The organism is Mesorhizobium sp. ES1-4, from assembly GCF_020164745.1.
GTDB lineage: Bacteria > Pseudomonadota > Alphaproteobacteria > Rhizobiales > Rhizobiaceae > Mesorhizobium.
Genome location: NZ_JAIUGV010000017.1, coordinates 41,976 through 66,539, shown reverse-complemented (window position 1 = coordinate 66,539; position 24,564 = coordinate 41,976). Strand labels below are relative to the sequence as shown.

Sequence of the window (24,564 nt, the reverse complement as noted above, 5' to 3'; positions counted from 1 at the left end):
GAAATGCCATTGGATACGATCATAAAGGGCGGAACCGTCGTTACCGCAACTGACCGGTTCCGGTCCGACATCGGAATAGAGAACGGCCGTATTTCCGTCCTTGCCAGGAACCTGGACGACGCGCCGGAAATCATCGACGCGTCCGGCCTGCTGGTCATGCCGGGCGGGATTGACAGCCACGTGCATCTCGACCAGCCGGGAAGTCCCGGCATCGTGATGGCGGACAATTTCGAGACCGGCACCCGGTCGGCCGCCGTCGGTGGCAACACGACCGTGTTGCCGTTTTGCCTGCAGACCAAGGGGCAGACACTGCGCGAGGCGATCACCGAATATGAGCGCAAGGCCGAAGGCAATTGTCATGTCGACGTCGCCTTCCATCTGATCGTCAGCGATCCGACGCCGCAGGTGCTGGGGCAGGAACTGCCGGCGCTGATCGAGGAGGGATACACCTCGATCAAGATATTCATGACCTATGACGACCTAGTGCTGCGTGACCGCGACATCCTCGAAGTGCTGGCCGTCGCGCGCCGGCATGGCGCGCTCGTCATGGTTCATGCCGAGGGCTATGACACGATCAAGTTCCTGACCGACCAACTTGAGCAGCAGGGAAACACCGCGCCCTTCTTCCATGGCCCATCGCGGCCCGTCGTGGTCGAGCGCGAGGCCACGCATCGCGCCATCAGCCTGGCCGAGCTCGTCGATACGGACATCATGATCGTCCATGTCTCCAACCGGCAGGCGATGGAGGAGATACGCCGGGCGCAGCAGCGCCGATTGGCGATCTATGGCGAGACCTGCCCGCAATATCTGGTGCTGACCGAGAACGATATGGATCGCGAGGGCATGGAAGGCGCGAAATATGTCTGCAGTCCGCCACCCCGCGACATCGACAGCCAGCTTGCCTGTTGGGAGGGGCTGCAGCAGGGCGTGTTCGAAGTCTTCTCGTCCGATCATTGCCCCTTCCGCTACGAGGACGAAGCCGGCAAGAGCAACGCCAAGGGCAAGACGAGCTTTCGCTACGTTCCCAATGGAATACCCGGGATCGCGACACGCATGCCGATCCTGTTCTCCGAAGGCGTGGGCAAGGGCCGGATAAGCCTGAACCGCTTCGTGGCGCTGACCTCGACCAACCATGCCAAGCGCTACGGGCTTTACCCGCAAAAAGGAACGATCGCAGTCGGAAGCGACGCCGACCTAGTACTTTGGGACGACAAGAAGAAGGTCACCATAACACACGACCTGCTACAGGACGGCTGCGATTACACGCCTTACGAAGGCATGGAAGTGATCGGCTGGCCCGTCCGCACCATCATGAAAGGGCGCACCATCGTGGTGGAGGGTGTCGTGTCGGAACGCAAAGACGGTGCGCAACTAAAGAGGACGCTGCCCAGGCTCAAGACCTACTGACTTTCCTGTGGCGAAGTGATTCCAGGAGAGCTTGGACTGGCTCTGTTGCAAACTTTTCAGTTACGGACGTTGTGGCAATTGTCTCCGGTGTCTCGCGGGAGAGTTCAGATGTTCAAGGGCCGCCGACCAATCGGTGATCCTGCTCTGCGTCCGCTGGTATCTGGCGTACGGCTTGAGCCTGCGCGACTTGAAGGAAATGATAGCTGAGCGCGGTATCAGCCTCGACCATTCCACGATCCATCGCTGGGTCGTTCACTTCTCGCCCTTGCTGCTTAAGCGCTTTAATCAGCGCAAGCGCGCCGTGACCCGCAAATGGCATGCGGACGAAACCTACATCAAGGTCCGCGGACGATGGATGTATCTCTATCGCGCCATCGACAGTGTCGGCGACACTGTCGAGTTCTGGTTCAGCGAACACCGCGACCTGCCGGCGGCCAGGCGCTTCTTCCGGAAAGCTCTTGCGCGCCATGGTCGACCCGATCGCATCGTCATCGACGGCAGCCAGACCACTCGGGAGGCCATCGTCTCCTATGATGCGACAAACCGATTGCAGCATCGCTCACGGCGCAGGCCGGCGCCCATCCGCATCCGCCAGAGCCAATACCTCAACAATCGCATCGAGCAGGATCATCGGCGCATCAAGCGCCGTGTGCGGTCCATGGTCGGTTTCAAGTCATTCGCAAGCGCGGTCGCCACGCTCGGCGGCATCGAAATGATCCACATGGTGCGAAAACGACAGGCGAGGTACGCCTACAATCCTGATCCGTCCATCGCCGAGCAGTTTGAAATCATCGCTGCCGCGTGAGGGCTGTCGCCGCCCCGCAGTCTCTATGGCTGGGCGGAAATTTGCAACGGAACCAATCGTCTCCCCATAGATGCGATTGGCCTCTTCAGCGTACCACTGAAGATACGCAGCTGCATGCGTCACCTCTGACTTCGCTTCGGAAAACGGTTTGCCCATCTCAGCGGTGAGGATGGCTGCAAGATCATCAGTGTGATCGACAATAAGCTGGTGCCATCTCCAGAGCATGTCGCTTCGCTCTCTTGCAGTCAGGGCTGCCCATTCAGTTTGTGCCACATAGGCTCTCTCAATTGCCGCGGCGTCTCCTCGACGCCCATGTCAGGCAGTTGCGCCAGCAGCTCCCCGGTCGATGGATTGAAGAGCTCAAACGTTCGCGTGTTGACCGGGGTGCCGAGGGCCGGCACTCGGTCGATGGTGCTGAACAGGTCGGGGGATTTCAGGTGGCGGATCATCGGCAGGCACAGAGGGGCAAAATCGGCTTCCTTCTCAACGCGGCGAGTGTGTCTATTGGTAAGGGTGTGGATGTCTATCCCGCACGTCCGGCTTTCCCCATAGATCCTTGACGGACGGCGGGTAGAGCCACCGTCAATGTTCCTCAGCACGAAGAAAAAGCAGCAGACTGAGCCGATGAGCATATCGCTGCGATCACTTAAATCGGACAGGGGCAACGGTCTCCAAATCCGTTTGGTCGCGCTCCTTGCGATGGCATCGGCGATAACTGATCCTCACAGACCTGGCGTAGTCCATGCCGGGATATGGACGCCATCAAATGCTCGCAGCGGGCTTCGTGAGAAAATTCGTGAAGGAGAAAAGTGGGTGAAGGGCATATCAAACCGACGGCCGGATCTAGTCGGGGCACACCGAGCATATATTGGCTTGTAGGCGGAGAGATGACACAACAATCGACCGTGACCCTCGGCCCGTTATAGCGGGACATTCCGGTCCTCCGAGCGGCAGCGGTGGCGGCCCTTGATACGCTGATCCCAATCAGATGCCGCATAAGTTTATGATGGATCGTCGTTTCACGAAGGCCAAGATAACGGGATCTGATGGAGTCATGTCATGTACTTATTTGCCGGCGCCAACTTGCGAAACTAGCGTTGTGCGACTGGCCAAGGCGGAAAAAATAATGAGCCGAGGTCTGGTTCAACTCACAACGGAGTGACGGACATGGGGATCAAATCAATCGGACCGACGTTAATTTTCTCGATCGGCATGCTTTTTTCGACAACGGTGATGGCGCAGGACGCGCTCTCGGTCATGAGTTTCGGCGGCGCTTATCAGGAAGCGCAGCGCAAGGCGGTATTCGAAACCTACACAGCCAGCACAGGCATCAAGATTGACGAACAGGAATACGGCGGGGAAATCGCCAAGATCAAGGCGATGATCGAATCCGGAAACACCACCATAGACGTCGTCGACGTCGACGCGCCGACGCTGTTGCAAGGCTGCGACGAAGGTATTTTCGAAAAGATCGACTGGTCGACGATCGGCCCGAAAGAGGATTGGATCGAAGGCACGACGTCCGATTGTGGTGTCGGCACCATTGTCTATGCGACGACGCTTGCCTATGACGGCGCCAAACTTGCCGACGGCCCGAAGACGATCAAAGATCTGTTCGACACGAAGAAATACCCGGGCAAGCGAGGCCTCTGGAAGAACCCCGCAACCAATCTCGAATTCGCGTTGCTTGCTGACGGAGTGCCTCCGGACCAAGTCTATGAGACGCTTTCGACTCCCGCGGGTGTAGACCGTGCCTTCGCCAAGCTCGATACCATCAAGGACAGCATCGTGTGGTGGGAAGCAGGCGCACAGGCGCCGCAGCTGCTTGCCTCGGGCGAGGTGACGATGACAACTGCCTGGAATGGCCGCATCTACAACGCCAACAAAGAGGGCAAGGACTTCCGCATCGTCTGGGACAACCAGATCCTCGATTCCAACTACTGGGTGATTCCGAAGGGCGCCAAGAATGCGGAAGGCTCACTGGCCTTTATCAAATACGCAGCTGATCCCAAAATCCTGGCGGGCATCACCAAGTACATCCCTTACGGACCGGTGCGGAAATCCGCTTCCCAATTCGTAGCGCCCGAAGACTCCAAGAACTTGCCGACCAGCCCGCAAAACCTGACCGTCTCGCTGACGCTGGACAATGGGTTCTGGGCTGACAACGGAGATGAAATCCGCAAGCGGTTCACAACCTGGCTCGCACAATAGCGCGGGCGTCCGGGAGGGAAGCATCGATGAATTTTTCCAAGCGAATATCGCCTGCAACGGACAATCCAGTCGATGCCCTCGTTCGGTTCGAGGATGTGAAGAAGTCTTATGACGGCATCAACTTCGTCGTTAAGGACCTGAACCTTACCGTCTCTCGCGGCGAGTTCCTGACCATGCTGGGGCCTTCGGGCTCCGGCAAGACCACCACGTTGATGATGCTCGGTGGCTTCGAGCAGCCGACGCTCGGTCATATCCTGCTCGACAACAGGCCGGTCGAACGGCTGCCGCCGGAAACGCGCAACATCGGCTTCGTGTTCCAGAACTATGCGCTGTTTCCGCACATGACGGTGGCGGAGAATGTCGCGTTTCCGCTGCGCTATCGCGGCATCACCGGAATTGCCGCCAGGGAAAGGGTGCGCCAGGCGCTTGGCCGCGTTAATCTTGAAGCGCTGGGTGATCGACGCCCGGCACAACTTTCCGGCGGCCAGCAGCAGCGCGTCGCGTTGGCCCGCGCACTGGTGTTCGAGCCGTCGCTGGTGCTGATGGATGAGCCGCTCGGTGCGCTTGACAAGCAGCTTCGCGAGCGCATGCAGATCGAGATCAAGCAGCTCCAGACCTCACTCGGCATCACTATGGTCTACGTTACCCATGACCAGTCCGAAGCGTTGACCATGTCGGACCGCATCGCGGTGTTCCATGACGGGCGGATCCAGCAACTCGCGGATCCGGCAACGCTCTACAACGAGCCGGCCAACCGCTTCGTTGCTTCCTTCATTGGCGAGAACAACTCGCTGTCATGCACCTTGCTCGCACGTGAAGGGGGCCTGGCTGTCGTGCGCATGGCCGACGGCACGACGTTGAAGGCCGCTGGCACCAATGTGTCCGGCACCGGTACGGACATGAGCATATCCATACGGCCGGAGAATATTTCACTGGCGGGCGAGGGTGTCCGTGCCGATCTCAACCGTTTCATCGGCAAGGCCCGCGACGTCTTCTTCCTCGGCGACCATATGCGGCTGTCGATCGAGGCCTTTGGCGGCCAGCTTGTCACCGCGCGCATCCCGGCGCGGCAGGCACGGCATTTCGCATCGGGCGCGGATGTCGTCCTCGAATGCGGGATTTCCGAATGCCGCCTGCTGGAGGTGTGAGCCATGGCCGTCGCGGATATGGACCGGATCAACGTCTTCATGGCGGTTCGTCGGGCCGAGAAACCCGCCCGGCGGGCAGCACTTTCGCTGGCCCTGCCGCTGATCGTCTTCCTGGTGGTCGCCTTTGTCGCTCCAATCCTCTACCTACTGGTCACGGCGGTCGGCAATCCCGAGACACGCCAGGTGCTGCCGCGCACGTTGGGCGCGCTTGAAACCTGGGATGGCGTTTCAGTGCCGGACGAGCCTGTCTACGCCGCGCTCGCCGCTGACTTGAAGGTCGCCAAGGACAACAGCACGGCCGCCTTGCTCGGCAAGCGTCTGAACTACGAAATTTCCGGCATGCGCAGCCGCGTGCTGGCGGCGGCGCGGATGGTCGAGAGGCTGGATACGGGTCCGTACAAGCAGAAGTTCCTCGAGCTGAACAAGGATTGGGGCTCGCCGGAAAGTTGGGCGATCATCAAGCGCAACGGTACTTCTCTCACCCCTTACTATCTGCTGACCGCGCTCGACCTCCAGCAGGCCCCCAACGGGTCGGTCGAACGCGTCCAGGGCGATCAGGCGATCTTCCTCGACGTGCTGGCGCGGACGTTGTTCGTCGCAGGACTGGTCACGCTGTTCACCCTTATCCTTGGCTATCCTGTCGCCTATGTGCTGACCATCGCGCCCAAGGCAATCGCCGGCATCATGATGTTGATGGTGCTTCTTCCCTTGTGGACGTCGCTGCTCGTGCGCACCACCGCATGGGTCGTGTTGCTGCAGTCGGATGGCGTCATCAACGACGTGCTGATGGCCCTGCATCTGACAAGCGACCGGCTGCAGCTCATCTTCACGCGTGCCGGAACCGTCATCGCGATGACGCACATCCAGTTGCCCTTCACCATCCTGCCAATCTACAGCGTCATGCGCTCCATCCCCGCCACGCAGCTCAGGGCGGCTCGCTCGCTGGGGGCCCCACCATCCTCGGCCTTCTGGCGCATCTACGCGCCGCAGACGCTGCCCGGCGTCGTCGCCGGATGCCTGATGACCTTCATCCTGTCTCTTGGCTACTACATCACGCCGGCGCTTGTCGGTGGGCCGCGCGACCAGATGGTGTCCAACTTCATCTCGGTTTACATCAACCGCGATCTCAACTGGGGCCTGGCCGCCGCCCTCGGTGTGGTCCTGCTTGTCGTGACGCTTGCCATCTACCTGTTGTTCCTGCGCCTTGTTGGCGCCGACAAGATCAAGCTGGGGTGACGCCATGTGGCTGCCTTCTTACGCGACGCCGTCCGAACGCCTGATGCGCACGCTGGTGATGGCGTTCGTCATCGCCGTGCTCCTGTTCTTGGTTGCACCGCTGTTCATCATCGTGCCGCTGTCCTTCTCCAAGGACCCGTTCTTCACCTTGCCCGTGAAGGAGTATTCCCTGCGCTGGTACGCCGATTTCTTTGGCAATGCGCGCTGGATGAACGCCATCTTCAACAGTGCCGTCGCGGCGGTGATGACAACGATCTTGGCCACCACGCTCGGCACGTTGGCGGCACTCGGCATCTCACGCCCCAATTTTCCGGCGCGGCGGCTGATCATGGCGTTGCTGATCTCGCCGATGATCGTACCGATCGTCATCGTGGCTGTCGGCAGCTATCTCTTCTTCGGCCAGTTCGGCCTGACAAACACGCGCACGGGACTCGTCCTGGCGCATACCGCGCTGGCGACGCCCTTCGTGGTCATCACCGTGACGGCGACGCTTTCCACCTACGACACCAACCTGACCCGGGCGGCATTGAGCCTCGGCGCGTCCCCGTCGTCGGCGTTCTTTCGCGTTACGCTGCCGAACATCATGCCGGGGGTCATTTCAGGTGCGATCTTCGCCTTTGCCACCTCTTTCGACGAGGTCGTCGTCGCCCTGTTCATGACGGCGGCCGAACAGCGCACGCTTCCAGTGCAGATGTTCTCCGGCATCCGCGACCAGATCAATCCAACCATCATGGCCGCCGCGACGCTGCTGCTTGCGTTGTCGATCGTCCTGTTCGCCATGCTGGCGCTGCTGACCCCGCGCCGCGTGAAATAGCCTGTCCACCACGGTTTCGGGCAAGGAGCCGAAGGCGGCTCTCAACCGATCCTGGTGGCCGCCTCACCGGCGACGAACATATCGGCGAAGCGAGCGGCGAAACTCTGCGCCACCGAGGACCGCTTGCGGTCGGGGCTGACATAGATGCCGACCACGACATCCGCGAGCCGCGGCAGATGGCTCGACGGTTCGACGATCCTGAGTTTTGCCGGGATGATTCGGCGCGCCAGGACCGTCACGCCGAAGTCGGCACCCACGGCCGCCTCCAGGCCGGCGAGACTTGGGCTCGTGTAGACGATTTCGAAATTGCGGCCGTCGCGTTGCAGCGCGGTCAGCATGTTGCGTCGATAGAGGCACCCCTCGGGGTAGCAGACGATGCGCAGTTCGCTTTGTCCCCCGGCATCCGCCGCTGGATCCGGGGACTGCGCTCCGCAGACCCAGGCCAGCGTCTCCTTCCAGGTCATGAACGCGCCTTCGGAAGGCCCGTCCGGCGTCATCGCCACGACGATGTCGAAGACGCCGTTGCGCAAGCCCTGCAGCAAATTGTGCGACAGATCGCAGACGACGTCGAAGGTGAGGTCACCGCCGTCGCGCGCGAGGCTCGCCATCAGCTTGGGCAGGAAATGATCGGCGTAGTCGTTTGGAATGCCGAGCCGCAGCCGGCCCTTGCTGTCACGCTTCGAGAGCTTCAGCATCATGTCGTCGTTGAGCGCCAGGATTTGCCGCGCGTAGCCGGCGACGATTTCGCCCTGTTCGGTGATCTGCGCGCCGCCTTCCTTGGCGAAGAGGGAGACGCCAAGCAGCTCTTGAAGCCGTTTCATCTGCAAGCTGATCGCGGGCTGCGTACGGCCCAACTTTTCTCCCGCACGCGTATAGCCGCGCAGGTCGATGACGGTGACAAAGGCGCGGAGGAGGTCGGTCGGGATGCTGCGCATGGTTAGCTCCTCATTGGCCGATTAGATCACGCGGTTCCAAACAAACGCAAGCGGGCCTTCCCTGTCAGGAAGGCCCGCCAGAAACCGCGGTGGTCAGCGGTCACGCCTTGACGATGTTGTGCTCCGGGCCGAACGGGAACTTGGTGATGTTTTCCGCGCCGTCCTCGGTCATGACGAGAATATCGTGTTCGCGATAGCCGCCGGCACCCGCCAGGCCTTCCGGAATGGTCAGCATCGGCTCCATGGAAACGACCATGCCCGGCTGCAGCACGGTGTTGATGTCCTCACGCAGTTCGACGCCAGCTTCGCGACCGTAGTAGTGCGACAGCACGCCGAAGGAGTGGCCGTAGCCGAACGAGCGGTAGCCGAGCAGATTGTGGCTGCGGTAGATTTCGTTCAGCTCCGTCGCCACGTCGCCGCACCGTGCGCCCGGCTTCAAAAGCTCCAGCCCGCGACGATGGACGTCGCAGTTGATCTCCCAGATTCGCAGGTGCTCGTCGCTGGCATGATCGAGGAACAGCGTGCGCTCGAGCGCGGTGTAGTAGCCCGAAATCATCGGGAAGCAATTGAGCGAGAGGATGTCGCCTTTCTGAACCTTGCGCGAGGTGACCGGATTGTGCGCGCCGTCGGTGTTGATTCCTGACTGGAACCAGACCCAGGTGTCCATCAGCTCGGCATGCGGAAAGGTCTTGGCGATATGCCGGACCATGGTCTGCGTGCCGGCCAGCGCCACCTCGTATTCAGGAACGTTCTCGCGGATCGCGTTGCGAATGGCCTCGCCACCGATATCGGCGGTGCGCGCGCCTTTCTTGATCAGCACGATCTCCTCGGCCGACTTGATCGTACGCAGCCACATGGTCGGCGCGCCGACATCGACGAACTCGACGTTCGGGAAGGCATCCTGCAGGAGCTTCCTGAATTCGAGGTTGACGTGATCGAACTCGATGCCGATACGCTTCACGCCGGGCAGCGCCTGCTGCAGGGCATGGAAGTAATTGTCGCGCTGCCAGTCGGTGTAGGTGATGTTGTCGCCGAAGGTACGGCGCCATGGCTGGCCGGCATCGATGCCCGCCGAAACCGACACCGCTTTCTCGGCCGTGACCACGAAGGCATAGCGGCGGCCGAAGTAGCAGAACATGAAGTCCGAGAAATAACAGATGTTGTGGTAGGAAGTGAGCACGGCTGCGTCGAGCTTCAGTTCAGCCAGAATGCCGCGCAGCCCGTCTTGACGGCGCGTCATCTCGGCGGCGCTGAAGGTGGCGACAGCCTTCTCGCCATTATGCATCGTCTGCAGACGCAGCAATTCGTTGGGCATGCCCTTGGCGTAGACGTTCATTCTTTCCTCCGCATCCAATCGGGTTTCAGGTTGGAACGGACTATAAAAATTCGGCCGGGCCACTGGAAATTAGAAGTCGATATCATCCGATTAGGGTTGCTAATCGGTCGGCCGCGCTGCGGGGACATTGGGGACTTCCATAACTTCTGGAAATGCACATATCAGGTGAATAAATTGTCCTGATGCGCGCGCCAATCGTAGCCTCCTCGCATTATCATTGCAGGAAGCTCCCGATGACCGACGACATGTTGCACGTGATGGCGTGGCACAATGGCGAGAAGGAGTACTCGCCGTTCTCGGACACCGAGATGAATCGCCGTCAGGCCGACGTTCGCCGCTGGATGGCGGACAACGACGTGGATGCGGTGCTGTTCACCTCCTATCACTGCATTAACTATTATTCCGGCTGGCTCTACTGCTACTTCGGCCGCAAATACGGCATGGTCGTTGACCACGACAAAGCCACGACGATTTCCGCCGGCATCGATGGCGGCCAGCCCTACCGCCGCAGTTTTGGCGACAACGTCACCTACACGGACTGGCGCCGCGACAATTTCTATCGCGCGGTGCGCCAACTCACCGCCAGTTCAAGGCGCATCGGGATCGAGTTCGACCATGTGAACCTTGATTTCCGCCGCCAGCTTGAGGAGGCGCTCCCGGGCGTCGAGTTCGTTGATGTCGCCCAGCCGTCCATGTGGATGCGTTCGATCAAGTCGCTTGAGGAGCAGGGCTTGATCCGCGAGGGCGCACGCGTCTGCGATATCGGCGGCGCCGCCTGTGTGGCAGCCGTGAAGGCCGGCGTGCCCGAGCACGAAGTCGCCATCGCAACGACCAACGCCATGATCCGCGAGATCGCGAAGTCGCACCCCTATGTCGAGCTTATGGACACCTGGACGTGGTTCCAGTCCGGCATCAACACCGATGGTGCCCACAATCCGGTCACCAACCGTCTCGTCAAATCCGGCGATATCCTGTCGCTCAATACCTTCCCGATGATTTTTGGCTATTACACCGCGCTCGAACGCACATTGTTCTGTGACCATGTCGACGACGCCAGCCTCGACATCTGGCAGAAGAACGTCGCTGTCCACCGCCGAGGCCTCGAACTGATCAAGCCGGGCGCGCGCTGCAAGGACATCGCGATCGAACTCAACGACATGTACCGGGAATGGGATCTGCTGAAGTACCGCTCCTTCGGCTACGGCCATTCCTTCGGTGTGCTCTGCCATTATTATGGCCGCGAAGCGGGTGTGGAACTGCGCGAGGACATCGAGACGGTGCTGGAGCCCGGCATGGTCGTGTCCATGGAGCCGATGGTGATGTTGCCGCAAGGCATGCCGGGTGCGGGCGGCTATCGCGAGCACGATATCCTGATCGTGAAGGAGGACAGCGCGGAAAACATCACCGGCTTCCCCTTTGGCCCCGACCATAACATCGTCAGGAACTGACGGGAGTGCTTTACATTCCTCACGATTGGCATCCGCGAGGCGAGGGCCGGACAAACCCGCCCAACCCCTACGCGGCGTCGCCTGTTTATGGCTTCGCCCACGAATTCTTCATTTTGCTGATAAGAGTGTTCACGGTCGACACGCTCGTGGAACGCAATGATTGCCCCGACGAAAATGTCGACACCGTGAGAGGGCAGGCGCCACCGAACTGGCCGTTTCCATACTGACGACGCGTGTCGATCAAGATTCGCTTGACTGGCGTGGCCTTCGCGCGCTGCCCAAAGGCGCATTGGAACTCAAGCGGAAGCCCAAGGTTCAGCGCGGAAACTCGACATTCAGAGCTTTGACGATGCCGCTCACGCAAACATCCAGCAGAATGTCGCCCTTCTCCTTCGACGCCTCCCTGGGGGACGACAATGTACCGCTCGCCGGTGTCCATTCCGGCTTGGGCGGGTACACATCATACGGCGGAAAGCTGGCCGGCTCATGATCGACGGCGCGCTCGATATGAACAAGGTTCGGGTACAGTGCTAACATCAGCGACGTTTCGAGTACGCCGCCGTGCTCCAGGTCCCACCCCGTAAAGCCACCCGGATAGAGACGCGCGATCGTCGCCTTGTCGACGAAATCCCAATAGGACAGCACCACGATCTTCATGTCACCAATGCCGCCCCAGCGCAGTTCGCGCAGCGCCAGATCGATCCCTTCGACGATGAACCAGGAGTTCTCGAAATGGCCGTTCATCAAGCAGATATCGCGCACGCCGTGGCGGGCGAATTCCTTGATGACATCGCGCAGCGCCGCGACCAGCGTCGCGCCATCCAGACTGGTCGTGCCGGGCAGGTGATTGCCGCCGCCCGATTTTTGATGCGACTTGTAGCCATAGGTGAAGGGCGGCGCGACAAGTGCGCCGATCTCGCCGGCGACGCGGCGGGAGAACTCGACCGGTAGCAGCACGTCGACGTGCATTGGCATGTGGTGGCCATGCTGTTCCATCGAACCGACCGGCAGCAGGATAGGCACGGCGCCGTCCCGAACCTTCGCGTCGTAGTCCGGCCAAGGCAGTTCGGCGGCAAAAACGGTGGCATCCGGCATGATGGTCTCCCAACTTCAGCTGTTGTGTTGATGATTAGTGGCGACAATCATGATATGAAAAATTTATATTCATGATCCATGTATGAGAAATCGAAATCCATGCGCAACATCGTTAATTTTCAGACCGACCTGCTGCGGACCTTTGTTTCGGTCATCGATCTTGGTGCCTACACCAAAGCTGGCGATGCGCTGGGGCGCACCCAGCCGGCCATCTCGCTGCAGATCCGCCGGCTCGAGGAACTGGTCGGCTCGGCGCTCATCAAACAGGTCGGACGGACGCTGCTCCTGACCAGCGAAGGGGAGGTGTTGTTGAGTTACGCTCGCGAGATGCTGCGGCTCAACGATGAGGCTGCATCCTATTTCAATCGGTCGAAGATAGCCGGCGTGTTGCGGATCGGCCTGCCGAATGACTATGCGGTCGCGTTCCTGCAGGGCGTCATCACCGAATACACCAGCCAGCATCCGGGCATTTCGCTGGAAATCCACTGCGGCTGGAGCGCCGACATTCTCGATCGGCTGCGCGCCGACGAACTCGACCTGGCGGTGGCGATGGTCAACAATGAGCGTTCGCAGTATCTGTCCCGTTCGTGGATCGAGCGGCCGGTCTGGGCTGCCGCCGAAGCTGCTCGCTTTGACCTGGGAACCGGAGTGCCGCTGGCCGCGCACCCGGAAGGCTGCGCCTATCGGGCGCGGATGATCCAGTCCCTGGATGCCGCGCAAATTCGCTGGCGGGTGTCCTATACCGGCTCCGGCATCGCGGGTTTGCAGAATGCCGTGGTCAATGGCCTTGGCGTCAGCGCGCTCACGCGTTACACAATGCTGCCCGGCATGCGCGTTCTCGACGAAAGTGACGGGTTTCCAGCGCTTGCGGAAATCCGGGTCGGCTTGTTCTACAAGCATCCCCGCCTGTCCGATGCGGGAATCAGGCTGGTCAATCACATCGTCGCGCGCCTGGATGAAGCCGGCGTCTCCGGCGACCCGGTGCGCCGGCCGATCGAACTGGACCGCCAATAAAGGGCGCAAATGCATTTATTATGAGAATTAATTTTTCAAATAGTTGACCCCTTCGTAGGCTCGCTGGACTACAAGCCAAGGGGAACAACCATGACAATCAAAAAAAGCTTGTTCAACGGCAGCACGCGCCGCGACTTTCTGAAGGGTGCAACTGTTCTGAGTGGCGGCGTTCTGGCAATGCCATTCGTAAGCCGGCTGGCTTTTGCCGATCCGGTCGAACTCAATATGCTCGCCTGGTATGGACATGCCGAGCCCGACGTGGTCGCCGAGTTCGAGGCCGCCAACAACGTCAAGTTCAAGCCGAAATACTACACCGGCGGCGACAACATGCTCGGGCTGATCGCGCAATCGCCTCCCGGAACCTTCGACGTCATCCTGTCGGATGCCGAGTATGTGCAGCAGCTCAACGCCGCCGGATATATCGAGAAGCTCGACCCGGCCGACTATCCGTTCGACGAATTCTTCCCCGAATTCCAGCATTTTCCAGGGCATTGGCAGGGCAACGATCTCTATTCGGTCATCACCCGTTTCGGCTTCCTCGGTGTTGCCTACAACACCGAGGCGATCACCGAGAAGGAGGCCTCGACCTATAATGTCTACTGGGCCGAGAAGCTGAAGGGCAAGGTTGGGCATTTCGATTGGCATCTGCCCAATCTGGGCCAGATGAGCCTGCTCAATGGCAACGCCTCGCCTTATGACATCAACGACGCGGCCTGGAGCAAGCTACAGGAAAAAACGAAATCGCTGCGTCCGCAGATCGGCGGCTTCTTCGACTATGGCGGCACTTTCTCGTCGCTTCAAAACGGTCAGATGCTGGCCATGGCGGGCATCGGCGACTGGATCACCGGGGCGCTGGAAAAGGGCGGCGCCAAAGTACGCACAGTCATTCCGGAAGAGGGCGGCCTGCAGTTCACGGAATCCTTCTCGATCGGCAAGGGCTCGAAAAAGGCCGATCTGGCGAAGAAGTGGATCCAGTACATCACTTCCGCCAAGGGCCAGGTTAAGTCGGCCAACATGGTCGCCTATCCCTGCCTTATCCCGAACAAGAAGGGCTGGGAACTCCTGGCCACCGAGACGCCGGCTGAGGCCAAGCGGCAGGGCATGCTGCTCAACCAGAGCAATGTCATGGACATGATCCGCGACGGGCGCATCAAATATCGCCAACTGCCGGTTCAGCAGAGCCTTGAAGATTGGAACGACTTCTGGTCCGAATACAAGGGATCGTAACGGTCATAAACCGTCGGGCGGGCGTTCGGGCCCGTCCGGCATTTCCTGAAACGTCGTCGTGCGTCGTTCAGACGGATGAGCCGTGCTTCAACGGGCAGGACCTGCATCGATGCGGAAATCGATCACCCTTTACGGACTGACATTCTCGCTGCCGATGTTGATCTGGCAGGTGATGTTCTTCCTGGCGCCGCTGGTCTTCTTGATCGCGCTGAGCTTCTGGACGGTCCGGAATTTCCGTATGGAGCCGGATTTCAATCCGGACAACTGGATCAGGATGCTTGGCCGCGGCGTGTTCTGGGAGGCCTATTTCCGGACCCTGGTCCTGTCGACGGCGGCCGCGATCGTCACCAGCGCGCTGGCCTTGCCCTGCGCCTACGGCATCGCCTTCAAGCTGTCGGAGACGGCGCGGCGCTGGGCAATCTTCCTGATGGTCATACCGTTCTTCACCAGCTATCTCGTGCGCGTCTATTCGTGGCAGATTTTCCTGTCCGATAACGGCATCATCAATGCGCTGCTGGCAAAGGCGGGTCTCGGACCGCTCGGCATGCTGAATTCGGTCTTCGGCACGATGATCGGCTACCTGACGCTGAGCTTTCCGCTGGTCGTGCTGCTGCAATTGTTCAGCCTGATGTTCGTCGACCGCACGCTGATCGAGGCCGCGCACAATCTTCGTTGCGGACGCCTGCGCACCGTGTTCGAGGTAGTGGTGCCGGCGGCCAAGGTTGGACTGGTGATCGCGGCGCTGTTCTGCTTCATCCTCACTTTCGGCGATTTCGTCAGCCCGCTCTATCTCGGCGGCGGCGACCCACCAACGCTTTCCATCCTGATCACCGATACCACCAAGTCGGGCCAGCAATGGCCCCGCGCGGCAGTCATCGCGCTGACCATGATCGCAACGCTGCTCGCGGTGGCGTTCGCGGCGGTGAGCTACGCTTACAGGGAGCGCGGGCGATGAGCGACTTCAACCGCAACCCGCTGATCGACTGGGCGCTCAAGCTCTACATCGTGCTTTCCTTTGCCTTCATCTTCGCGCCGATCGCCGCGAGCTTCGTCTTCTCCTTGAATATCGACCGTTTTCCGTCCTTGCCGCTGGGCGGTTTCTCGACCATCTGGTACGAGACCGTCTATGCCGATCCGCTGGTCTGGGAGGGCTTGCGCAACACGTTGATGGTCGGCGCCGTCGTCTCGGTCGTGGCCACGGCACTTGGCTTTGGCGCCGCCTACACCGACTTCCGCTATAAATTCTTCGGCAAGCCGTTCTACGTGGCGCTGGCGCTATTGCCGCCGACCATCCCGGTTGTCATCCTCGGCCTGGCGATGCTGGCCTTCCTGTCCAATGTCGGCCTGTCCGGCGAGGTTCATTCCGTCATCATCGCCCATGTGGTGATGTGCGCTCCGTTCGCCATGGCGATCTGCCGGCTTCGCCTGTCGCAGATGGACCCATCGCTTGAAGCCGCCGCCTGGAACCTCGGTGCGTCCGAATGGATGGCGATGCGGCATGTCATCGTGCCGTTCTGCCGGCCCGCCATCTTCGCCGCGCTGTTCATCACCATGGCGGTATCGTTCGATGAATTCGCGGTGTCGTGGTTCGTGTCGGGCCTGCACGAAACGCTGCCGGTCAAGGTGCTCGGCTTCCTGCAGGGACAGGTCAGCCCGCGCATCAATGTCATCGGCACGTTCGTTTTCCTGGCTTCGATGACGCTGGTGATCCTCGCCCAGATTCTTCTCATGAAACGCAGCGCCGCGCCCCAGGCCGGCAGCAATGCGCCGGAGTAGGTGCCATGACCGATGAAGCCCTCGTCGTCTTCGACGGCGTCGTCAAACGCTTCGGAAATTTTGTTGCCGTGGAGCGCCTGGATCTCGATATCCGCAAGGGTGAGTTTCTTGCCATCATGGGCTCGAGCGGCTGCGGCAAGACAACCACGCTTCGCATGCTGGCGGGCCTTGAAGCGCCGACCGAGGGCGAGATTCGCCTTGCCGGTGCGCGGATCAATGATCTGCCAACCTGGCGGCGCGATACCCCGATGGTCTGGCAGAGCCTGGCACTGTTTCCATTCCTGACGGTGCGCGAAAATGTCGAGTTCAGCCTGCGCATGCGCGGTGTTGAGAAAATCGAGCGCAGGCAACGCGTCGACAAGTGGCTCGAACGCATGCAGATCACCGAATTCGCTGATCGCAACGTCGCCCATCTTTCCGGCGGCCAGCGCCAGCGCGTGGCTCTGGCCCGCTCGCTGGTGACGGAGCCGGAAATCCTGCTTCTCGACGAGCCGTTGTCGGCGCTCGACGCGCATCTCAAGGTGCGCATGCAGACTGTGCTGTCCAACCTGCAAAAGGAACTCGGCATCACCTTCGTCTATGTCACGCACAGCCAGTCGGAGGCCTTTTCGATGGCCGACCGCGTCGTCATCATGAGCCGCGGCCGCATCGAGCAGATCGGCAACCCGCAGGAGATCTATCGCGCGCCGCGGACAAGGTTCGTCGCCGAGTTTCTTGGCTCCTCGAATGTGTTCGCCGGCAAGGTGTCGGCGACAGACGGCGACCTCATCAGGATCGCAACGCCCTCGGGCGATTTCGGCGTTGCCCGAAATCCGGCCAAGGCGCTGGTCAAGGGCGACAAGGCGACCTTCGTCGTGTCCGGTGACCGCGTACAGCTGACCAATGAGAAGCCTGCCGGCGACGTCAACGGCATGCAAGCTTCGGTGGTCGGCGAAGAATTCGTCGGTGCTACTGCCGTCATCCACCTCGAAGGCGCCGACGGGCTGGAACTCAAGGCGCAGAAGAGCCATGACGAACTGGAGCGGCTCAACTTGGTGCCGGGCGCCAGAATCTGGATGTCGTGGCGCGCTGAAGCGAGCCATATTCTGCCGGGAGAATAGGGGGGCTGACATTGCGGTTCGGATTCCTACTTGCCCGAAATTTTACACTGTCTCCAATGTCGCTTTTCATCGATACGCTGCGCCTTGCGGGTGATGACGGTGATCGTAGTCGGCGGGGGCGATTTGACTGGCAGATTATCGGTGAGCGAGGTCTTCCCATCCGCTCAAGTTCCGGTGTGGAGTTGCTGCCCACGAAACAAATCACTGATCCGCAGGATTATGACAATATCGTTGTTGTCGGTGGGCTGCTCAATGGCACCCAGTACCTCAGTGAGGAAAAACAGGACTTTCTGCGGCGTGCGGCAGAATGCGATGTGCCTCTTACGGCCTTATGCACGGGCAGTTTCGTGCTGGCCCACTATGGTCTGCTCGACAACTATCGGGCCTGTGTAAGCTGGTTTCACATCAAGCAATTTCGAGATGCGTTCCCGGACGTTCGTGCGCACGCTGACACGTTGTTTTCAATCGATGGAAATAGGGCCACCTGCGCCGGAGGTGCCGGAGCAGCCGATTTGGCGAGTTACTTTGTGTCCAAGCATGTTGACAACAAAGCTGCGGAGAAAGCTTCAAAAATTTTGGTTCTCGACAGAATTAGAACCGGCCGCGACGTGCAGCCTAACGGAGAATTGTTTCCCAAAGCGAAAAGCCGCCACATCAGGCGTGCATTGCTTCTGATGGAGAGCAATCTGCAAGAAAAAATCACAGTGACTGACGTAGCGAGCAAGCTTGGCATCTCACGCCGCCAGCTTGAGCGATTGTTTGCCACAGAAATAGAAACCAGCCCTATGGCCGCCTATCTGGCGCTGCGTCTGCAGTACGCGAAAACGCTATTGGGAACTAGCGACCTACAAATCGGCGAAATCGCATACAGGTGTGGTTTTCCAAATGCTGGGCATTTCAGCCGCGTATATCGGCAACATGAAGGTGGCACACCAACAGCGCTTCGAAGGGGTTAACTCTCTGGGCGCATCCAAGACGGGGAGCACAGGAGTCCATGGTGTCGGATCAGGCCGCATGCTCGGGATGACAGGCTGCGCCTGCGTCGGACGACTGCCTCAGTCATGCTGTCCGCCATCGATTTGGCAACCACCGCCTCAGTCAGCGAGTTGCCGGCAAGCCGGTTACGCGTGACGTCCGTGGTCACAAAGGCGCCGGATCCAATCCATGCTCGGCTTCAAGTCTATGACTTGTGCCGGGATAACCGTATCCGGCATCGAGATGATCCACATGATGCGCAAGCGGCAGGAGAGTTACGCCTACCATCCAATTGCTGAACAGTTCGAATCCGCAGCGTGACGACGCCCCACGGTCAACAATCGTTAGCCGTTTTCAGATTTGCGACAAAGCCAGTTCAGAGCCTCAGGCCACAAACCATTCATGACGATCTCGCATCAATAATGGCAAAACTAGCACGTCCGAAGTCCAGAATTTCGTCCTAACTTGTGCAGCGTGGCGACAGGAGCCGCCCTGCGGCGTCATAAAAGAAGCAAGAGAGCAAAAGCAGCCGAGGTCGGATGTTCTAGGAGTTTCCCGGTTTCCACGAACAGAGGAGGTCAGAGATGACGGACAAGAAAAGTACCAGTTCGCTGACTCGTCTATCAGGTAATAGGGCGTGTTCATCGTCGCCTCGTCCTTCCTTCCGAAGGCGCCAACGCCGTCCCCCCGAGCGGATCCTTCACAGCGAGGCCAAGGGCGCGGCGCTTCATCGACCGCGCCGCCAGCGACACGTTCACCGAAACCTTGCTGGAGTAGGATTCAGCGAAAGTATGCCTGGCTTCGCCGCAGCCGGGTCCCTGCCGCATCGCCGGGGTCTGTTCGGCAAACCTGTCGGGGGCGGGGCGGAAGCGCTCGCCAGCCACGGTGCCGATCCATTCGCAGACGTGGTCGGCAGGCTCCCGGAGACGGCTGAGCAGCTCGAGATACTCGTCCTGGAACGCGGGGGTGTCCTCGCGCCTGCTGATGTCCGACAGGCGGTGCAGCTCGCATGCCAGCACGTAGGCGTCGCGCCGCGGCTTCCTCCAGTAGACGCGCCTGCCGTCGGCCACGTCGAGGTATTCGTCCGCCGCCGCCACGGGAATTGCCTCCGCTGCATGCGGCGCGAAAAGCATGAAAGGATCAGGACCGGGCGTATCCTGTCGCGTTCCGTCGATCGTGGAATTCCGCGGAGGCTGGAACTCCACGATCCTCAGCAGAGACGTGCTCACTTGCCAGCTTCCGCAGGCAACCGCGGCCGCCTCGGCTAGAGCGAGCCCGGCCACGGCATGGAGTGCCTGTGCCATCGCCAGCTTGATGCAGGCCTGAGCGCCGTGACGCCGCTCCACGCATGCGGATGCAGCCGTCAGGGTCCGGCAGGCCCAAAAGTCGAGGATCTCTCGTACCAGCGCGACGTCGCATTCCAGCGCGTCGGCGACATCCTGATCGGTCATCATTCCGTCACGCCAAGCAATCCTCCGGCTGGCTTCGACCTTCGCCATCATTGAATGCCCTCCCGTGTCGCTCCGCCCGCCGTCCGCGCCGAGGAGACCAGGGTTGCGGGATGGGGTTGATGACCGATGCCGTCTAAAGCCCCGAGGCATGCGAGGACTCCGTCGGGCGACGCGGCGCATCGAATCCCTTTCGGGATGTCCAGACGAGACAGCTTACGGCAGAAGCGCGCGAGCGCAGGCATGAACTCCCCCGCACGCTCCCGCGGCCAGATCACCGCCAGCACTACGTCGACAGGCTGTTCATCGGAAGCCCGGAACCAGACCGGGCGGTCCATGACCGCCAGCGTCGCAGTAGGAGCCAGGAGCTGCTCCAGGAGCGCGTGGGGAACCGCGATGCCATGCCCGATACCCGTTGAGCCGAGGCTTTCACGGTTCAGAAGTGCCGCCAGTACGGTCTCCTCCGGCACGCCGGACCGGGCAGCCAGGCGGCCGGATACGAGCCGGAGCAGCGGGCGTTTTGCCTGTGCCTGCGCCCGAACGAGAATGTCCCGCGGATGCAGGAGATCGAGAATATCCATGATGGCCTCCTCGCTCTGGCCGGATTGCCGAGACGATCACGCCGAGACGATGGCGCGAAGGTGGATGTCGGTTGGTTGAAGCCTGGCGGACCCGGACGCTGAGCCAGGGGTCAGATCGCGTCCGGGTCAGAGTCCCGCTTTGAGCAGGCGCGCTCCATTGGGGAGAACGAAGGCAGGCAAGGTCAACATGCGCTTAACCTAGCCATTCCGGCTGGCGAGGCAACCCCCGACACGTGGCCGCCCCGGCCTGCATCGGGAATGCCGCTAAGAGGCGCTTCATCCGGTTGCGGGATCGTCGCGCCGGACATAACGGAAGCGAGCAATTCTGCAAGGCCGGGATCGGCTACCAAAGTCCGGGCCTCGTTCAGGGGCATCCACTGCCTCAAGACCTTCGTGTCGCGTGGCCAGCTGACCAGAGTGCCCCAGACGTGCAGTCCGAACACGGTCACGTCGCAGGACTCCTTGCGGCCGTCCGCCAAAACGCGGATCGTGCGGTAGCGGCCGACCGGTTCCTGCCCGAGCCGTCCGGTGACGCCTGCATCTTGGAACGCCGCCCGTTCGGCCGACCGAAGCTCCGTTCTCGTCCCGGAACACGTGCCTCTGGGGACAGTCCATTGTCCGTCCTGCCGCGGGCAAAGCAGCAGGACTTCCATCGTCCCTTCGCCGCCCATGCGCCAGGGGAGCGCCGCGTACTCGGCCTTGAACGGGGCATCAGCGACAATCTGCCTCTCTCTGCCGCCTGTCATGGCCGCACCGCCTGGGCAGCCGTCGAACCTGAAGGCCGGACGAACGAATGGACCAGGTATTCTGAAGGCCCGACCATCGGCGACAGGCACCAGGGGCACCTGCTCGCTGACCTTGGAAGCGGGCGGTGGCAGGGAAGGCATATAAGCCGGACACGGGAGGTTCTCATCACAAGCTCCATCGATGCGGCGTGTTAAGCCGCAGGAGTAGACCGCAATGTCGTCGAGATTTCCCGGAACAGGCTTACGTGCGGAATTCAGGGTGAGATAACCTGCTCCGGGACAGGACGCGTCCGTTCCCGGCAAGTCTCGACACCTTGATGAAAGTCTCCATGCACATGACCTACACATAGTTATTTCCAGTCTGCTTTCCGACGCGACATTATGCCACCAGTGCGACGGTCGTTAAGAGGGTTTGACTTCCCGGCTCGCGTCGCCAGAATACGGGCGTGACCACGTTCCTTCACACCCGGCTTCCTTTTCGGAAGCGGCCGAAAAACGGCTGCTAGCCCTGGCTCGTCCAGCCTAGGCGCGACGGGCCAGGGATCCTTCCGCAGACTGTCTCTAACTGCCGCGGGCTGCTACGCAGCCGCGCGAAGCGCGCCGTCGGAAAGGAAGCCTTCATGGCGAAAAGGAAGGGCAACAAGGAAGCCCGCAAGCCCAAGCAGAACAAGGGAAAAAAGGCCGAGATCGGGTCGGTGTCGGAGCTGATGGCCAGGGCTTCGATGCCCGGAAAGCGGGGATAAGGCAGGCCTGCACGCGGACTTGCAGCCGCGTGCAGGCAAGATGCCCGCAGCAGCAAACGTCGCGACGGAGATCGCGGAAAGCATGAAGGGCACGTTCTTCAGGCGTGCAGCGCGAGACGGCGATCGTTGCTGGCTGCGTCATGACCGCCACGGTCGGCTTCGGGGCCTTGTGATGGAACAGATCGCCACCACGTTACCGCAGCCTTCCGACGACGTAATCGTCGTCGCCATCCGACGTAGTGCCGCTCTTGCAACCGAGCGGCGGCGGGAGAAGACTGGCGGCTACGAAAATCGAAGGAGGGCAGCATGATAACTGGTTCGCAATGCCGGGCGGCAAGAGCCCTCGTCGAGGTCACCCGCGGAAAGCTCAGCATCCGTTCTGGCGTGGACGAGACCGTCATCCATGACTTTGAACGCAAGCTCCAGAAGCCACCCGAGGCCACGATCGGCGAGCTCGAGGTGGCGCTACAATTGCTCGGCGCCGTGTTCATCGGCGAGAACGGCGGTGGTATCGGAGTGCGGCTGAAGTTCACGGAATCGGAAGCGAAGCGGATCGCACGCTTGGAGGGCGAAGGAGGGATCGTCGCGAACGACCGGGTGCCCTGATCCCTGCGGGCGCGGGACCCGTTTTCGTACGCGCTTCCAGAGGCTCTATCGCCTCAGTCTGCCGCGCTCTCAAGGCGATTTGCTGAGGCCCGGGTCGCGACGGTTCAGCAGAGCCGCCGGAACAACGACGGAGTCGATGCACCACGGGCAACGGGATGCCGCTCGCGGCAACGAACGGCTGCGGGAAAGGCAAACGCGCCTCGACCGGAATATTCTCATGTCACGCTCCATCGATGCGGCGCGTGGCGCCGCCGGAATGAACCGCATCATCCGAGGGGGTGCCGGAGCAGGCGTTACATGCGGGATACAGGGGTTGAGTGCCTGCTCCGGGGAAGGACGCGACCTTTCCCGACAAGCCTCGAAATCCTGATGAACGTTTCAATGCACATGGTGGTGTCTACCTGGTCTAGCCGGCCTCTCGGAACGGCGTTCCGTCGCCGGAGGGCATTCCGCTCAGATCACCATGAATGCGATGATCATCATACTAAGAAGGCCGATGGCCACGATCGTTCTGGTCGCCATATCCATTTCTGTCTCCTTCACTGCGATCAGGTGGCCTTCAGGGGCCCAGCGGCGTGCGCCGAAATCCGGGCATCCTGCACTGATGTCTCGATGTTCGATGGAACGAGCTCTGCGACGACGCGGGGGATGTCGCTCCGCAAGACGCCGATGTCTTCCAGCTGCCTGTCGTCGAGGCGATGAAGCACGGCTGCAGCCTTGCCGCGATGCCAGCGCACCATGGCGCGGGAGACGAGGCCCGCGACCGTCGCGCGCAAACCAGGGCGTAGACCTGATGCGGGAAGGGTTCCTGATTGTTTGAATTCGGACATGATTGCCGCTCCATTCACAGCGTTGATCGAGCCGCCCGCGCGAGAAGCGCAGGGGGCGTGTATGGCATCTGGCGCGTTCCCGTAAGGAGCGCGCCTTCGCTATGTGCTTGACTGTCGTTTTGGGATCCCCGAGGCGGCGAACGTGTGCGCCGCTCGGGGCTATGAGCGGGTCAGGGACGGCGCTAGAAAAGCAAACCAGTTGTTCTCTTGAACGAAACTAAACATAAGAAATACATAATAGTTTTAGATGGATTTTTCAATCTGTAAATCTTGAGTGCGGCCTTGCGTCGCCGTCGGGGGCTTTCTTATTACGTTGATTTTATTTTTATCTTCGCCACGATGCACGCCATGAATAGAACGCCATCGTACGGACTTTCCTTCCGGCGGCGGCCCACAGCAGGCCTCAAGCCCTTGATCGTGGGTCCGGCCAATCGTGCGAGGAGCCTCCAGACGAATGCCGCGCTCATCGCGACGCCGACGGCGATGACTCCGCCCTGACCACCCATGCAGGAAGCGCCCAGCGACAGGGGCGCGGAGGTAGACGCCGATCACCGCGGCTGTCATCGTCACGACCGCCTGCGGCCAGGCCACCAGGCCGGCGATGAAGGATAGGCCGTTCTTTAGCCCGTTCATCTGGTTGAGGTGGCGCACTCCCATAGAGAAAACAGCGCAAGCAGCATGATCCCGAGACCGCCGTTGAAATAGCCTCCATGGGCTGCGTCGACGGTCGTCCCGACGGCACCCCCTCCGGCGGGATGCGTCTCCATCACGCACCTGAAGCGATCGTTGAACGGAAGACGGGAGTGGGCCAGTGCCCGGAGGAACGGAACCACGTCCGCGATGCCTCTTTAGATGAAACGGGAAGCAGCGGCGATCCGACAAGACCGCCTCCGGCAGTTGCTGCCGTGGCCTTCAATCGCCGGCCGCTGTCGAATGTCCTGATCTCCCCGCGAAAGCCCGCCGCCACGCCGAGATACCCCTGTGTAGACGAGGGCGGGGAAGGTCGGGAACGTGCCGCCGCCCGCCACCGTGTTCAGCATTCCGGCGAAAAAGGCCGCTGCGGCGAAGATGAGACGGTCTGTC

At 60.8% G+C, this 24,564-nt stretch carries 23 protein-coding genes and 2 pseudogenes; 17 read left to right on the top strand and 8 right to left on the bottom strand.

Features of this window, described 5'->3' with window-relative positions:
* Positions 1-3: 3 nt before the first annotated feature.
* Positions 4-1,407 carry a dihydropyrimidinase gene (gene hydA, locus LB556_RS26065; RefSeq protein ID WP_224570450.1) on the top strand — a complete coding sequence of 468 codons (1,404 nt, stop codon included), beginning with the start codon at positions 4-6 and terminating at the stop codon, positions 1,405-1,407.
* A 133-nt stretch (positions 1,408-1,540) separates the two neighbouring features.
* On the top strand, positions 1,541-2,212 hold the full coding sequence (locus LB556_RS26060; RefSeq protein WP_224570449.1) for an IS6 family transposase: 672 nt from the start codon (positions 1,541-1,543) through the stop codon (positions 2,210-2,212).
* Between the two features lie 54 nt (positions 2,213-2,266).
* On the opposite strand, the pseudogene LB556_RS26055 reads toward LB556_RS26060, so the two are convergent.
* Positions 2,267-2,661: pseudogene (locus LB556_RS26055) on the bottom strand (aldehyde dehydrogenase family protein); the annotation flags it as partial.
* 718 nt (positions 2,662-3,379) lie between these two features.
* On the opposite strand from LB556_RS26055, the gene LB556_RS26050 reads away from it, so the two are divergent.
* Genes LB556_RS26050 through LB556_RS26035 form a run of 4 tightly spaced genes read left to right on the top strand, consistent with a single transcriptional unit; the run spans position 3,380 to position 7,621 of the window.
* Entirely contained in the window at positions 3,380-4,423 is a 1,044-nt protein-coding gene (locus LB556_RS26050) for an ABC transporter substrate-binding protein (RefSeq protein ID WP_224570448.1), read from the top strand.
* A gap of 26 nt (positions 4,424-4,449) precedes the next feature.
* Positions 4,450-5,571, top strand: a complete 1,122-nt coding sequence (locus LB556_RS26045) for an ABC transporter ATP-binding protein (RefSeq protein WP_224570447.1) — start codon at positions 4,450-4,452, stop codon at positions 5,569-5,571.
* A gap of 3 nt (positions 5,572-5,574) precedes the next feature.
* Positions 5,575-6,807 carry an ABC transporter permease gene (locus tag LB556_RS26040; protein ID WP_224570446.1) on the top strand — a complete coding sequence of 411 codons (1,233 nt, stop codon included), beginning with the start codon at positions 5,575-5,577 and terminating at the stop codon, positions 6,805-6,807.
* Between the two features lie 4 nt (positions 6,808-6,811).
* Positions 6,812-7,621: an ABC transporter permease gene (locus tag LB556_RS26035; protein ID WP_224570445.1), complete on the top strand. Its 810-nt coding sequence runs from the start codon at positions 6,812-6,814 to the stop codon at positions 7,619-7,621.
* Between the two features lie 41 nt (positions 7,622-7,662).
* On the opposite strand, the gene LB556_RS26030 is transcribed toward LB556_RS26035, so the two are convergent.
* The gene (locus tag LB556_RS26030; RefSeq protein WP_224570444.1) at positions 7,663-8,556 is read right to left on the bottom strand and encodes a LysR substrate-binding domain-containing protein; all 894 of its coding nucleotides are present in this window, start codon (positions 8,554-8,556) and stop codon (positions 7,663-7,665) included.
* A gap of 100 nt (positions 8,557-8,656) precedes the next feature.
* Positions 8,657-9,871, bottom strand: coding sequence for a M24 family metallopeptidase (locus LB556_RS26025; RefSeq protein WP_224570500.1), 1,215 nt, complete (start codon positions 9,869-9,871; stop codon positions 8,657-8,659).
* 254 nt (positions 9,872-10,125) lie between these two features.
* On the opposite strand from LB556_RS26025, the gene LB556_RS26020 reads away from it, so the two are divergent.
* A complete protein-coding gene (locus LB556_RS26020) occupies positions 10,126-11,340 on the top strand; it encodes a M24 family metallopeptidase (protein ID WP_140892676.1) in 1,215 nt (404 codons plus the stop codon).
* Positions 11,341-11,655: 315 nt separating this feature from the next.
* Here the strand turns inward: LB556_RS26020 and LB556_RS26015 are convergent, their stop codons facing one another.
* A complete protein-coding gene (locus LB556_RS26015) occupies positions 11,656-12,435 on the bottom strand; it encodes a creatininase (protein WP_224570443.1) in 780 nt (259 codons plus the stop codon).
* A 99-nt stretch (positions 12,436-12,534) separates the two neighbouring features.
* Here LB556_RS26015 and LB556_RS26010 point away from each other — a divergent pair, with 99 nt between their 5' ends.
* From LB556_RS26010 to LB556_RS25980, 7 genes and pseudogenes are all read left to right on the top strand, one after another.
* The gene (locus LB556_RS26010) at positions 12,535-13,449 is read left to right on the top strand and encodes a LysR substrate-binding domain-containing protein (RefSeq protein WP_140892674.1); all 915 of its coding nucleotides are present in this window, start codon (positions 12,535-12,537) and stop codon (positions 13,447-13,449) included.
* A gap of 90 nt (positions 13,450-13,539) precedes the next feature.
* On the top strand, positions 13,540-14,676 hold the full coding sequence (locus tag LB556_RS26005; protein WP_140892672.1) for an extracellular solute-binding protein: 1,137 nt from the start codon (positions 13,540-13,542) through the stop codon (positions 14,674-14,676).
* 109 nt (positions 14,677-14,785) lie between these two features.
* Positions 14,786-15,631, top strand: coding sequence for an ABC transporter permease (locus tag LB556_RS26000; RefSeq protein ID WP_140892671.1), 846 nt, complete (start codon positions 14,786-14,788; stop codon positions 15,629-15,631).
* Positions 15,628-16,452 carry an ABC transporter permease gene (locus LB556_RS25995; RefSeq protein ID WP_224570442.1) on the top strand — a complete coding sequence of 275 codons (825 nt, stop codon included), beginning with the start codon at positions 15,628-15,630 and terminating at the stop codon, positions 16,450-16,452. The genes LB556_RS26000 and LB556_RS25995 overlap by 4 nt, the downstream gene beginning before the upstream one ends.
* Positions 16,453-16,457: 5 nt before the next feature.
* Positions 16,458-17,552, top strand: coding sequence for an ABC transporter ATP-binding protein (locus tag LB556_RS25990; RefSeq protein ID WP_224570441.1), 1,095 nt, complete (start codon positions 16,458-16,460; stop codon positions 17,550-17,552).
* Positions 17,553-17,608: 56 nt separating this feature from the next.
* Entirely contained in the window at positions 17,609-18,508 is a 900-nt protein-coding gene (locus tag LB556_RS25985) for a GlxA family transcriptional regulator (protein WP_224570440.1), read from the top strand.
* A gap of 190 nt (positions 18,509-18,698) precedes the next feature.
* A pseudogene (locus LB556_RS25980) lies at positions 18,699-18,848 on the top strand (IS6 family transposase); the annotation flags it as partial.
* Between the two features lie 320 nt (positions 18,849-19,168).
* Here LB556_RS25980 and LB556_RS25975 read toward each other — a convergent pair.
* The 3 genes from LB556_RS25975 to LB556_RS25965 all read right to left on the bottom strand — a co-directional run bounded on the left by LB556_RS25975 (position 19,169) and on the right by LB556_RS25965 (position 21,302).
* The gene (locus tag LB556_RS25975; protein ID WP_224570439.1) at positions 19,169-20,029 is read right to left on the bottom strand and encodes a hypothetical protein; all 861 of its coding nucleotides are present in this window, start codon (positions 20,027-20,029) and stop codon (positions 19,169-19,171) included.
* Positions 20,026-20,556 (bottom strand): PTS sugar transporter subunit IIA, encoded by a 531-nt coding sequence (locus LB556_RS25970; RefSeq protein ID WP_224570438.1) that lies wholly within the window; start codon positions 20,554-20,556, stop codon positions 20,026-20,028. The genes LB556_RS25975 and LB556_RS25970 overlap by 4 nt, the downstream gene beginning before the upstream one ends.
* 182 nt (positions 20,557-20,738) lie before the next feature.
* Positions 20,739-21,302 carry a hypothetical protein gene (locus tag LB556_RS25965; protein ID WP_224570437.1) on the bottom strand — a complete coding sequence of 188 codons (564 nt, stop codon included), beginning with the start codon at positions 21,300-21,302 and terminating at the stop codon, positions 20,739-20,741.
* A 620-nt stretch (positions 21,303-21,922) separates the two neighbouring features.
* On the opposite strand from LB556_RS25965, the gene LB556_RS31745 reads away from it, so the two are divergent.
* From LB556_RS31745 to LB556_RS25955, 3 genes are read left to right on the top strand one after another with little or no spacing between them, the layout of a single operon-like run.
* Positions 21,923-22,045, top strand: coding sequence for a hypothetical protein (locus LB556_RS31745; protein ID WP_263485509.1), 123 nt, complete (start codon positions 21,923-21,925; stop codon positions 22,043-22,045).
* 40 nt (positions 22,046-22,085) lie between these two features.
* A complete protein-coding gene (locus LB556_RS25960) occupies positions 22,086-22,355 on the top strand; it encodes a hypothetical protein (protein ID WP_224570436.1) in 270 nt (89 codons plus the stop codon).
* Positions 22,352-22,651 carry an XRE family transcriptional regulator gene (locus LB556_RS25955; RefSeq protein ID WP_224570435.1) on the top strand — a complete coding sequence of 100 codons (300 nt, stop codon included), beginning with the start codon at positions 22,352-22,354 and terminating at the stop codon, positions 22,649-22,651. The genes LB556_RS25960 and LB556_RS25955 overlap by 4 nt, the downstream gene beginning before the upstream one ends.
* Positions 22,652-23,199: 548 nt before the next feature.
* On the opposite strand, the gene LB556_RS25950 is transcribed toward LB556_RS25955, so the two are convergent.
* A complete protein-coding gene (locus LB556_RS25950) occupies positions 23,200-23,481 on the bottom strand; it encodes a DUF1127 domain-containing protein (protein ID WP_224570434.1) in 282 nt (93 codons plus the stop codon).
* Positions 23,482-24,564: the final 1,083 nt, after the last annotated feature.

Coding starts and splice junctions, on each gene's coding strand:
- LB556_RS26025 (WP_224570500.1), bottom strand. CDS start 9,871: ATGCCCAACGAATTGCTGCGTCTGCAGACGATGCATAATGGCGAGAAG.
- LB556_RS26015 (WP_224570443.1), bottom strand. CDS start 12,435: ATGCCGGATGCCACCGTTTTTGCCGCCGAACTGCCTTGGCCGGACTAC.
- LB556_RS25950 (WP_224570434.1), bottom strand. CDS start 23,481: ATGTCCGAATTCAAACAATCAGGAACCCTTCCCGCATCAGGTCTACGC.
- LB556_RS25975 (WP_224570439.1), bottom strand. CDS start 20,029: ATGATGGCGAAGGTCGAAGCCAGCCGGAGGATTGCTTGGCGTGACGGA.
- LB556_RS25960 (WP_224570436.1), top strand. CDS start 22,086: ATGCCCGCAGCAGCAAACGTCGCGACGGAGATCGCGGAAAGCATGAAG.
- LB556_RS31745 (WP_263485509.1), top strand. CDS start 21,923: ATGGCGAAAAGGAAGGGCAACAAGGAAGCCCGCAAGCCCAAGCAGAAC.
- LB556_RS26005 (WP_140892672.1), top strand. CDS start 13,540: ATGACAATCAAAAAAAGCTTGTTCAACGGCAGCACGCGCCGCGACTTT.
- hydA (WP_224570450.1), top strand. CDS start 4: ATGCCATTGGATACGATCATAAAGGGCGGAACCGTCGTTACCGCAACT.
- LB556_RS25970 (WP_224570438.1), bottom strand. CDS start 20,556: ATGGATATTCTCGATCTCCTGCATCCGCGGGACATTCTCGTTCGGGCG.
- LB556_RS25965 (WP_224570437.1), bottom strand. CDS start 21,302: ATGACAGGCGGCAGAGAGAGGCAGATTGTCGCTGATGCCCCGTTCAAG.
- LB556_RS26000 (WP_140892671.1), top strand. CDS start 14,786: ATGCGGAAATCGATCACCCTTTACGGACTGACATTCTCGCTGCCGATG.
- LB556_RS26045 (WP_224570447.1), top strand. CDS start 4,450: ATGAATTTTTCCAAGCGAATATCGCCTGCAACGGACAATCCAGTCGAT.
- LB556_RS26030 (WP_224570444.1), bottom strand. CDS start 8,556: ATGCGCAGCATCCCGACCGACCTCCTCCGCGCCTTTGTCACCGTCATC.
- LB556_RS26035 (WP_224570445.1), top strand. CDS start 6,812: ATGTGGCTGCCTTCTTACGCGACGCCGTCCGAACGCCTGATGCGCACG.
- LB556_RS25995 (WP_224570442.1), top strand. CDS start 15,628: ATGAGCGACTTCAACCGCAACCCGCTGATCGACTGGGCGCTCAAGCTC.
- LB556_RS25990 (WP_224570441.1), top strand. CDS start 16,458: ATGACCGATGAAGCCCTCGTCGTCTTCGACGGCGTCGTCAAACGCTTC.
- LB556_RS26050 (WP_224570448.1), top strand. CDS start 3,380: ATGGGGATCAAATCAATCGGACCGACGTTAATTTTCTCGATCGGCATG.
- LB556_RS25955 (WP_224570435.1), top strand. CDS start 22,352: ATGATAACTGGTTCGCAATGCCGGGCGGCAAGAGCCCTCGTCGAGGTC.
- LB556_RS26010 (WP_140892674.1), top strand. CDS start 12,535: ATGCGCAACATCGTTAATTTTCAGACCGACCTGCTGCGGACCTTTGTT.
- LB556_RS26020 (WP_140892676.1), top strand. CDS start 10,126: ATGACCGACGACATGTTGCACGTGATGGCGTGGCACAATGGCGAGAAG.
- LB556_RS25985 (WP_224570440.1), top strand. CDS start 17,609: ATGTCGCTTTTCATCGATACGCTGCGCCTTGCGGGTGATGACGGTGAT.
- LB556_RS26040 (WP_224570446.1), top strand. CDS start 5,575: ATGGCCGTCGCGGATATGGACCGGATCAACGTCTTCATGGCGGTTCGT.